The following is an 8,638-nucleotide window of genomic DNA, read 5'->3' on the forward strand; positions in this document are numbered from 1 at the left end:
GACGCGGGCTGTCCGGCGTGGTCCGCCCCGGTCGGCACGGTGGCCGCCGTGCCGACCTCGTCAGGCAATGGCGGCCGCGTTCACGGCGGCGACGGCGAGGAGCGTGGCCGCGACGGCGAGCGCGGCGGTGCTGAACCGCGGCGCGCTGACGAGGTCCCGGAATCTGCCGGGGACCAGCAGTTCCAGGATCACCAGGGTGACAGCCTGGAAGATCACCCCGAGCAGGCCGTAGACGGCGACGTCGATCAGCCCCAGGACCAGGGAGTCCGAAGCGTTGGTCATGACGGTGACGACGATGATCGCGAGGGAGATAGCCGAGGCGGCGAACAGCGCGGCGGCGTTGGGGCGGTGGTCGACGAAGACGTGGTGGCGCAGGCTGCCGGGCGTCAGCAGGTCGAGCATGACGAAGCCGAGCGTCAGGACCAGGGCGCCGACGCCGAAGTAGGCCAGCGACACCCCTATCCCGTCCAGGAGTTCGGGTACGTGGTCGGCGGGTCCGGCGGCGATGATCACCGTGTCTCCTTGGGGGTTCGGTTCGTGGGTGGGCGTCTCGTGGGTCACTTCGCGCCGACCCCGCCGGAGCTCCCCCCGGCGGACCGGGCCGGGCTGCCGGGCCCGAAAGCGCCGCCGAGGAAGATGAAGCCTCCGGAACGGAGCGTGCGGGAGTTCTCGTCGAGCTGAACGCGACAGGCGAGATCGCCGGACCGGCCGATGACGATCATGTCGTCCCCGTACCGCAGGTACCGGGTGTCCTCGTTCAGCTGGTCGGCGTCCGGCCGTTCGTGGTCGCTGATGTCCTTCGCCGTGGCGTCCCGGTCGCCCCGGCACTCGTAGGTCTGGGAGGCACCGGCGACCGGGGTGTAGTTCTCCCGCACGTAGCGCACGGCGTTCTGGCCGGCCCCCACCAGCACGAGGCCCAGCAGGACCGCGCACAGTCCGGCGACGAGCGCGATGATCCACCCGCGATAGCGCTTCACGAGGCCACCTCCACCGCCGCGCTCAGCCCGGCGACAACCACACGGGACGTGGTGGCGACGACGTCACCACCACCGTCGCCGGCGGAGTCCTCGCCCGCCGGGTAGAGGTGCCAGGTGTCCCACGACCAGCCCGTGTCGTCCGGCGTGGGGGCCACCACCGTGAGCGCCCCCTCAGAGCCCGGGAAGCGCCCCGCGAGCACGGTCGGCTCCGTCGCCGCGAGCGCGGTCAGACGATCCACCAGTTCTCCGAAGGCGTCGGCGGAGAGCGTCTCGGTGGCCCCGCGCAGGTGGTGCACACCCCACGGGCCGGGGCAGGACCCCTCGGCCGGCAACGGCGCGCCCCCGGCGGTCGTCGCGCGGCAGGACACCTCCTCGGTCATCGCGTCGCGTCCGTCGATCACGAGCGTCACGGCGTGCGACGCGCCGAGGATCGACAGGCGTAGAGCGATGTCGTGCACCGGGTGTTCGAGGACGGTCGAGACGAGGGCGTCCCGCTCGGGCGCCACGCCGACCCGGTAGCCGAGCGCGGCGGCCGCGACGTCGCTCGGTTCCGCGACGAGGTCGTGCACGGTCACCGCCTGTAGTCCGGGTCGCCGGCCGCGGGGGGCGCCGGGTAGACGGTCAGCTCGCCCCGGGACATCGGGCGGCCGGACGAGACCTCCCAGCCCGCCCCGTCCCAGTTCTCGAACGACAGCAGCGAACTGCCGTCCCCGGTCCGCATGTCCTGGTAGCGCATCCGACCACGCTCGGGCAGGCCGGTGGTCCCCTCGCACGAGTACTCCGCCTCGCCCGACTCCTCGAGACGATGGACACGGTCGTCGACGATCACCTCGGCTCCGGGGCTGACGCCGAGGCCCTTCCGGGTGGTCCACCAGGTCAGCTCGAGGGTTCCCTCGTCCTCCTCGACACCGAGCCACTGCGCACCGTCCCCGCCCTCGAGGAGGTGCTCCCACCAGACGTACGGGCCCTGACGCAGGGTGATCGATCCGCGCACAACGTAGTCGATACCGCCGTAGGCGACGATCGCGCCGGGGCCGAGCTCGCGCGGCCCGAAGCCGTGGATCGGCTGGTCGGCGGCGAGCGGGTCGCGGCGGGGCGCGGCCGTAGCGGGCCTGTTCCCGCCCCGGGCCTTGGCGATGATCCCGATGATCGCGATCACCGCGACCACGAGCCCCACTATGACGAGTAGCTCTCCCACCGCGCATCCACTCCTGGATCGATGACTGACGGTCGACCCGGGCCGCCGCTTCGTGACGAGGAAAGGCTAACCCACCCGGCTCCGTGGGAGGCGCCCGGTTCCCGCGCGGCGACTCCGCTTCTCCGGAATGGACTCAGGGCCGGCTCCCCTCTCGGGAAACCGGCCCTGATCCTCGTGTCGGGCTGACAGGATTTGAACCTGCGACCCCTTGACCCCCAGTCAAGTGCGCTACCAAGCTGCGCCACAGCCCGTCACCGTCTCCGCGGCTCGCGCGGCGACTGGATCAGACTAGCGCACCCACTCGCCCGTACCGAAATCGCCTGGTCACTTGCGCTGTCGACGCTCCTTGACGCGGACGTTGACCCGCACCGGGGACCCGTCGAAACCGAACGTCTCACGCAGTCGACGCTCGAGGAACCGGCGGTAGCCGGCCTCGAGGAATCCCGTGGAGAAGAACACGAATGTCGGCGGCCGGGTGGTGGCCTGCGTGCAGAACCGGATGCGTGGCAGACGCCCGCCGCGCATGGGCGGCGGCGTCGCCGCGACGACCTCGTTCATCCAGGTGTTGAGCGGCCCGGTGGGGATCCGCTTGTCCCACGAGTCGAGCGCGGTCTCCATCGCCGGCACCAGCTTCGCCAGCGCACGGCCCGTCTTGGCGGAGATGTTGACACGGTGCGCCCAGGAGAGGACCCGTGACAGCTCGCGGTCGATCTCCTTGTCCAGGTCGTAGCGGCGGTCCTCGTCGACGAGATCCCACTTGTTGAACGCGATCACCAGCGCGCGCCCGGCGTCGGCGACCATGGAGATCACCCGCAGGTCCTGCTCGGTGATGGGCTCGGAGGCGTCGAGGAGCAGCACCACGACCTCGGCGGCCTCGATCGCACCGCGGGTGCGCAGCGAGGCGTAGTACTCGTGCCCGTAGGCCTGGTTGACCTTGCGCCGCAGCCCGGCCGTGTCGACGAACCGCCACGTGCGGCCCCCGAGCTCGACCAGCGAGTCGACGGGGTCGACCGTGGTGCCGGCGACGTTGTCGACCACGGCGCGGTCCTCGCCCGTGAGCTTGTTGAGCAGGCTCGACTTGCCCACGTTGGGCTTGCCCACCAGGGCCACCCGGCGCGGCACGTCGGCCGCCTCGCGCATCCTCGCCTTGGAGGGCAGCTGCCTCAGGATCTCGTCGAGCAGGTCGGCGGTGCCGCGCCCGTGTGCCGCGGAGATGGCGTAGGGCTGGTCGAGGCCGAGGCCCCAGAACTCGGCGGCCTCCAACTCGGCCTTGTCGCTGTCGACCTTGTTGACGGCGAGGATCACCGGGGTGTCGGAGCGGCGCAGACTCCTGGCCACCGTCTCGTCGGCCGCGGTGATCCCCACGGTGCCGTCACAGACCAGCACGATGAGGTCGGCGGTCCCCATGGCGATCTCGGCCTGCTGGGCGATCGAGCGGTGCATGCCCTTGGCGTCCTGCTCCCAGCCGCCGGTGTCCTGGACCATGAAGGTCCGGCCGTTCCACAGCGCCTCGTAGGAGACGCGGTCGCGCGTTACGCCCGGGACATCCTCGACCACGGCCTCGCGGCGGCCGATGATCCGGTTGACCAGGGTGGACTTACCGACGTTGGGGCGGCCGACGATCGCGACGGTGGGGAGGATCTCCACGCCTTCGGTCACCGCCCCGATCTCGTCGGCGAACTCCGCGGCGACCGCGTCCCAGTCGGTGTCGTCGTTCCAGGCGTCCTCGACGGTCTCCTCGCCGGGGCCGGTCGGCAGGTCGAAGTCGGTGGTGTCCTCGTTGCTCGTCACTGTGCGTTCCCTTCTGCGGTGGCGCCGTGCGACGCGTGGGTGCCCTCGGCGAGCGCGACCAACCGGTCGAGCACCTCGTCGAGGGTGAGGTCGGAGGTGTCGATGACGACCGCGTCGGCGGCCGGCCGCAGCGGGCTCGCGGCGCGCGTGGAGTCCTTGCGGTCGCGCTCGATGACGGAGGCGAGCACCTCGTCGTAGTCGGCCGCGCGTCCGGCGGCCCGGTCCTGGTCGGTACGGCGGCGCGCGCGGACCTCCGGGCTGGCGGTGAGGTAGATCTTCACCTCGGCGTCCGGCAGGACGACGGTGCCGATGTCCCGGCCCTCGAGGACGACCGTGCCGCCGTCGGACGCCAGGCGCCGTTGGAGCCGGACGAGGTTCTCACGCACCTCCGGCACGGCCGACACCGCGGAGACGGCCGCGGTGACGCGGGCGGTGCGGATCTCCTCGCTCACGTCCTCGCCGCGGAGCAGGACGCACTCGGCGCCGGCGTCGGTGCCGATCTCCAGGGGGAGATCCGCGGTCGCGGCGATGACGGCGGCGGAGTCCTCGGGGTCGATCCCGGCGCGCAGGACCTGCAGGGTGGCGACCCGGTACATGGCGCCGGTGTCGAGGTAGGCACCGCCGAGCCGGCGCGCCAGCGTCCGGGCAAGCGTGGACTTACCGGTACCGGCCGGCCCGTCGATGGCGATACGGCGACGCGGCGCGGGCCCCGTCGCGGAGGCGGAGGCGGGAACGGCGCTCACAGGCCCACCGCCTCGTACAGGTCGGAGACCTCTTTGCGGTTGAGCTTGCGGAAGGTGCCCGCGCGCTGGTCGCCGAGCGCGACCGAGCCGAAGCGGGTCCGGACGAGTGACTCGACCGGGTAGCCGACCTCGGCGAGCAGCCGACGGACGATGTGCTTGCGCCCCTCGTGGAGCACGACCTTGACCAGCGACCGCCCGTCGTGGACATCGAGGAGCGAGAACTGGTCGACCTTCGCCGGACCGTCCTCGAGCTCGACGCCCTCGCGCAGCTGCTTGCCGATGCCCTTGCCGACCACGCCGGTGACGGTCGCCATGTACGTCTTGGACACCTCGTACGACGGGTGCATGAGGCGGTGCGCCAGCTCGCCGTCGTTGGTCACCAGGAGCAGGCCCTCGGTGTCGGCGTCGAGGCGGCCGACGTGGAACAGGCGCTGCCCGGCGTCGATGCGGTCGGCCACGAGGTCGCCCACGCAGGGCCGCCCCATCTCATCGGACATGGTCGTGTGGTACCCGCGGGGCTTGTTGAGCGCGAGGTGCACGAGGGTGTCGTCGAGCACGATCCGGGTGCCGTCGACGCGGATCACGGCGGTGGCGGGATCGACCTTGACGCCCATCTCGCGCACGATCTTGCCGTCGACCTCCACCCGCCCACGGGCGATGAGGTCCTCGGAGGCCCGGCGGGAGGCGACCCCGGCCTGCGCCAGGATCTTCTGCAGGCGGACCGGTGCGCCGTCTCGGCCAGCGGATTCAGTCATGGGTGAGTCACATCTCTTCGTCGTCGTCTCGGGGGGTGGGTTCGGGCGCCGCCGCGCGGCGCCGCCCCAGGGGGATCCGCGGATCCTCCGCGGGGTCGTCGCTCATCTCGTCGACCAGGTCGACATCCGGTAGCAGCGGGGCGATGTCCGGCAGCTCGTCGAGCGACGCGAGCCCCAATCTTTCCAGAAATAGTTCCGTCGTCCTATACAGCATGCCCCCGGTGTCGGCGTCGGTGCCGCATTCGACGGCCAGTCCGCGCGCCACGAGGGTCCGCATGACGCCGTCGACGTTGACGCCGCGGACCGCCGCGATGCGGGAGCGGGTCACCGGCTGGCGGTAGGCGATCACCGCGAGGGTCTCCAACGCGGCGCGGGTCAGCCGGGAGCTCGTCCCGTCCGTGAGGAGCCGCTCGACGTACGGCGCCAGCTCGCGACGCGTGTAGAGGCGCCAGCCGTCACCGGTGCGTCTCAGGTCGATCCCGCTGCCCGCCGCGGTGAGCTCCTCGCGCCACGCCTGCAACTCCGCCTCGACCTCCGTGACCGTGGACCCGGCGGCCGCCGCCAGCGCGTTCTCCGCCGTCGGCTGGTCCACCACGAGCAACAGGGCCTCGAGCCGCGCCCGCAGGGGCGGGACGTCCGTTCCGGGGCCACCGGGCTCGTCGTCGTCGCCGTCCGGTCCCACCGCGCCCACCCGACCCACGTCGCCGGGAGCGCCCACGTCACCACTCACGTCCACTCGTCCCTCCCCCTCGTCACCTCGTCGGCCTCGCCGCCGGTCCAGCTCACCGACAACTCCCCCAGCGCCTCGTCCTGGGAGAGCGCGACCGCGCGCGCCCGGTACAACTCCAACAGGGCGAGGAACCTGGCGACGACGACGAGGGAGTCGTCACAACCCGAGATCAGTTCGCGGAAATCCACCCACCGGCCCTCGCCGTGGAACCGCAGCAGCTCGAGGACGCGGGCGGCCTGCTCGGGGACCGAGACCACGGGGGCGTGGACGTGCCCCACCCCCACCTCCTCCACCGGCCGCGGCCGGAACGCCACCGCGGCAATGGTGGCGAACTGCTCCGGATCCACCCCCAACTCGACCTCGGGCAGCAGTCCGAGGAACTCCTCGTCCGGCTCGGCGGTCCGGGGATACGAGTGCCGCGCGGTCCGGTCGAGCTCGGCGAACAGCTCCGCCACCCGTCTGAACGCCCGGAACTGCAGCAACCGCGCGAACAGCATGTCGCGGGCCTGCAGCAGCGCCAGGTCCTCGGGGTCCTGCACCTCCCCCGACGGCACCAGCCGCGCGGTCTTGAGGTCCAGCAGCGTCGCCGCCACCACGAGGAACTCGGTGACCTCCTCCAGCCCCGCCTCCTCGCCCAGCCGGCGCGTGTGGGCGATGAACTCGTCGGTCACGGCGTGGAGCGCGACCTCGGTGACGTCCAGCCTGCGCGAGTCGATGAGCCCCAGGAGCAGGTCGAACGGGCCCGTGAAGTTCGTGAGGTGGACGGTGAACGCCCGCGGGTCGCCGGCCTCCGGGGCGGTGGTGTCCCCGGCGTCGTCCCGCTCAGGGGACCGCGCCCCCGCCCCGGTCACCGCGCGCTCACCTGCCGCGTTGGATGACCTCGCGCGCCAGGGCACGGTAGGCCTGGGCACCCGCGGACCTCGGGGCCCACGTGGTGATCGGTTCCCCGGCGACGGTGGTCTCCGGGAAGCGGACCGTGCGGGTCACGAGCGTGTCGAAGACCTTGTCGCCGAACACCTCGACCACCCGGCCCAGGACGTCGCGGGCGTGGACCGTGCGCCGGTCGAACATCGTGATGAGGATGCCGGTCAGGTGCAGCCGCGGGTTGATCCGGTCGCGGACCTTGTCGATCGTGTCCGTGAGCAGGGCGAGCCCGCGCAGGGAGAAGTACTCGCACTCCATGGGGATGAGCACCCCGTCCGAACAGGCCAGCGCGTTGACCGTGAGCAGGCCCAGCGACGGCTGGCAGTCGATCAGCACGTAGTCGTAGCGGTCGAGGACCGGGTACAGCGCCCGGCCCAGGGCCTGCTCGCGCCCCACCTCGTTGACCAGCTGGATCTCGGCGGCCGACAGGTCGATGTTCGCGGGGATGAGGTCCACGCCCTCGACGCGCGTCCGGACCAGGACCTCCTCGGTGGACACGGAGTTGTCCACGAGCAGGTTGTAGACGGTCAGGTCGAGCTGGTGGTGCGGGATGCCCAGGCCGGCCGACAGCGCGCCCTGGGGGTCGAGGTCCACCACGAGCACGCGACGCCCGTACTCGGCGAGCGCGGCGGCGAGGTTGATGGTGCTGGTGGTCTTGCCGACGCCGCCCTTCTGGTTGCACATCGACACCACCACGGCGGGCCCGTGGGTGGTCAGGGGCTCGGGCTCGGGGATCGCGGAGAAGCCCTCACCGGCGGCGGGGTCGTCCGCGCCCAGCAGCTCCGCGCGCGAGAACAACGCGGGATCCATCGCCCCAGTGTCCTGCGCCACCCGCGTCTCCTCTCGTCACCGTCTCACCCGGACCCGCCTGTCTCGCGGCCCGCGCCGTACCCACGGTCACGTTACCGTGCGCGGGGGTGGCACTCGGCCCAGACCTCGCGGAGCGTGTCGACCGTGACGAGGGTGTACACCTGCGTGGTGGTGACCGAGGCGTGTCCCAGCAGCTCCTGCACCACGCGGATGTCCGCTCCGCCGTCGAGCAGGTGGGTGGCGAACGAATGCCGGAACGAGTGCGGGGACACCTCCTGCGTCACGCCCGCGCGCGCCGCGGTCGCCGAGACCACGTTCCACAGGGTCTGCCGCGAGATGCGGCCGCCGCGCGTGTTGAGGAACAACGCGGGTCCGCCTCGCTTCGCCAGTGCGGGCCGAGCGCGCGTGAGGTAGGCGCCCACCGCCTCGCACGCCGGGCGGCCCACGGGGACGAGGCGTTCCTTGCCGCCCTTGCCGCGCAGGATGACCGTCCCGCCGTCGGGGTGGTCCAGGCTGTCGAGGTCGTCCACGTCCAGACCGATCAGCTCGGCGGCGCGGGCACCGGTCGCGTAGAGCAGTTCGAGCATCGCCCGGTCCCGCAGTCGCGCCGGGTCGGTGTCGACGCCCGTGTCACCCGCCGCCTCGATCACGGCGATCATCCGGTCGACGGGCAGCGCCTTGGGCAGCCGGCGCGGCGGCCGCGGCGGGGC

The 8,638-nt window shown here is 72.1% G+C and carries 10 protein-coding genes, 1 tRNA gene and 1 pseudogene; all 12 read right to left on the reverse strand.

Features of this window, described 5'->3' with window-relative positions:
• Positions 1 to 60: 60 nt before the first annotated feature.
• Positions 61 to 513 carry a DUF350 domain-containing protein gene (locus tag G6030_RS10920; protein ID WP_182643141.1) on the reverse strand — a complete coding sequence of 151 codons (453 nt, stop codon included), beginning with the start codon at positions 511 to 513 and terminating at the stop codon, positions 61 to 63.
• 44 nt (positions 514 to 557) lie between these two features.
• Complete coding sequence (locus tag G6030_RS10925) at positions 558 to 977, reverse strand: DUF4247 domain-containing protein (RefSeq protein ID WP_007629043.1); 420 nt, start codon at positions 975 to 977, stop codon at positions 558 to 560.
• Positions 974 to 1,552, reverse strand: coding sequence for a DUF2617 family protein (locus G6030_RS10930; protein WP_182643142.1), 579 nt, complete (start codon positions 1,550 to 1,552; stop codon positions 974 to 976). The genes G6030_RS10925 and G6030_RS10930 overlap by 4 nt, the downstream gene beginning before the upstream one ends.
• Entirely contained in the window at positions 1,549 to 2,175 is a 627-nt protein-coding gene (locus G6030_RS10935) for a DUF4178 domain-containing protein (protein ID WP_182643143.1), read from the reverse strand. Before G6030_RS10935 ends, G6030_RS10930 begins: the two co-directional genes overlap by 4 nt.
• Before the next feature lie 177 nt (positions 2,176 to 2,352).
• A tRNA-Pro gene (locus G6030_RS10940) sits at positions 2,353 to 2,426 on the reverse strand.
• Positions 2,427 to 2,499: 73 nt separating this feature from the next.
• Positions 2,500 to 3,933, reverse strand: a complete 1,434-nt coding sequence (gene der / locus G6030_RS10945; RefSeq protein ID WP_050797149.1) for a ribosome biogenesis GTPase Der — start codon at positions 3,931 to 3,933, stop codon at positions 2,500 to 2,502.
• A 29-nt stretch (positions 3,934 to 3,962) separates the two neighbouring features.
• The gene (cmk, locus tag G6030_RS10950; RefSeq protein WP_182643144.1) at positions 3,963 to 4,709 is read right to left on the reverse strand and encodes a (d)CMP kinase; all 747 of its coding nucleotides are present in this window, start codon (positions 4,707 to 4,709) and stop codon (positions 3,963 to 3,965) included.
• Positions 4,706 to 5,431, reverse strand: a pseudogene (locus G6030_RS10955) (pseudouridine synthase); the annotation flags it as partial. The gene cmk and the pseudogene G6030_RS10955, both read right to left, overlap by 4 nt.
• 40 nt (positions 5,432 to 5,471) lie before the next feature.
• A complete protein-coding gene (scpB, locus tag G6030_RS10960; RefSeq protein WP_232303045.1) occupies positions 5,472 to 6,146 on the reverse strand; it encodes an SMC-Scp complex subunit ScpB in 675 nt (224 codons plus the stop codon).
• 44 nt (positions 6,147 to 6,190) lie between these two features.
• A complete protein-coding gene (locus G6030_RS10965) occupies positions 6,191 to 7,045 on the reverse strand; it encodes a segregation/condensation protein A (protein WP_182643146.1) in 855 nt (284 codons plus the stop codon).
• A gap of 7 nt (positions 7,046 to 7,052) precedes the next feature.
• On the reverse strand, positions 7,053 to 7,928 hold the full coding sequence (locus G6030_RS10970) for a ParA family protein (protein ID WP_182643148.1): 876 nt from the start codon (positions 7,926 to 7,928) through the stop codon (positions 7,053 to 7,055).
• Positions 7,929 to 8,020: 92 nt separating this feature from the next.
• On the reverse strand, positions 8,021 to 8,638 hold a 618-nt coding region (locus G6030_RS10975; RefSeq protein ID WP_182643147.1), incomplete at its 5' end, for a tyrosine-type recombinase/integrase.

Source organism: Dietzia sp. E1 (assembly GCF_014145015.1).
Classification (GTDB): Bacteria; Actinomycetota; Actinomycetes; order Mycobacteriales; family Mycobacteriaceae; genus Dietzia; species Dietzia cinnamea_A.